Below are 1,327 nucleotides of genomic sequence, written 5' to 3'. Positions count from 1 at the left end.
CCGTGGTGCCGTCACCGGCCGTGGCCGCGGTGCCCGCGAAGGCGCCGATGGTGGCGCCGAGCGTGGTGGTGCCGTTCGCCGCCGTGGTACCGCCGGCCGTGCCGCTATACAGCACGTTGCTGCTCGCCGTCGCACTGGCGAAGCTCGTCGTGCCACGCAGATCGGCCGCCGTCGCACCTGCGATCGTGGTGGAGACGTTGGACTTGGTGGAATAACCGACGGTGGTCTGCAGCGCCTGGTTGGCGATCGACTTGGCGCTGTCGATCAGCTTCTGAAGCGAGGTCAGGCCGGTGTTGGCGGCCTGCAGCACCTGCACGCCGTTGGCGATACCGTCGAGCAGGTTGTTGATGTCGCTGGCGCGGTTGTCGAGCGACTGTGCCGTGAAGAAGTTGGTGGGATTGTCCAGGGCCGAGTTGACGCTCTTGCCGGTCGACAGACGGTTCTGTGTGGTGGCGAGGAGATCGGCGGTGGACTGGAGAGATAGGAGGTTCTGGCGAACCGACGCAGAGAGAACAATACCGGACATGACTCTTACCCTTCTGGCTTACGCGTCTTCGTTCGATCGCTTCTGGATCGAGTGACGGGCACAGGGTGAGCCGACATGGCTAACAAAGGGTGAAACGAACATCGCCCGCATAAGCGCCGGTTCACCATAAGCGTCTGAAAGCGATTGCGGGATGAGACAATCGTCCTGAAATGATTGGCGTTTTTTGCCGCTTACGCTCCATTAACCATAACCGCTGGTTACTTTTTCGCCCGTCGCCTGCTCTCTCGAAACCTCGCCGGCAGACGAAAAAAAGCGGCGGGGCCGAAGCCCCGCCGCCGTGATCGTCTTGCGATGTCGTCCGCTTGTTAGCGGAGCAGCTGCAGCACGCTCTGCTGCGACTGGTTGGCCAGCGACAGCGCGGAGACCGCGATCGACTGGCGGGTCGACAGCGCCTGGCTGTTGGCCGCCTCGACGTTGGTGTCGGCCAGCGTCAGGTTGGACGAGCCGGTCTGCAGCACGTTGATCAGGTTCTTGTTGAAGTCCTGACGAACCTGCACGATCGTCAGGTTCGAGCCGAGGCTCGAGGCCTGCGAGCGCAGCGTGCTCGACGCGGCGTTCAGGTTGGTCAGCACCTTGTTGGTGGCAGCGTTGTCGATGAAGTCGACACCGCTGGTCAGCGAGGCGAGGCCCAGACCCTTGGAGTTGTAGGTCACGCCCGTGATGCTGAGGCTCGACTTTGCAGTCTCGTCGAACACCAGCTTGAGCTGGTCGCCGTTCAAGAGGTTGACACCGTTGAACGAGGAGTCCTGGGCAGTCGAGTCGATCTGCTGGAGGATGTTG

Annotated in this window: 2 protein-coding genes; both read right to left on the bottom strand. The window is 62.3% G+C overall.

What is annotated here, in order from left to right; genetic code table 11:
- On the bottom strand, window positions 1–526 hold a 526-nt coding region (locus SE91_RS34850; protein ID WP_502687186.1), incomplete at its 3' end, for a flagellin N-terminal helical domain-containing protein.
- Window positions 527–852: 326 nt separating this feature from the next.
- Window positions 853–1,327: flagellin (locus SE91_RS34845; RefSeq protein ID WP_283806326.1), on the bottom strand; the 475-nt coding region annotated here is incomplete at its 5' end.

The organism is Bradyrhizobium sp. DOA1, from assembly GCF_001593325.1.
Lineage (GTDB): Bacteria > Pseudomonadota > Alphaproteobacteria > Rhizobiales > Xanthobacteraceae > Bradyrhizobium.
The sequence above is the reverse complement of the archived record's forward strand: the minus strand, read 5'-3'. Positions and strand labels throughout refer to the sequence as shown.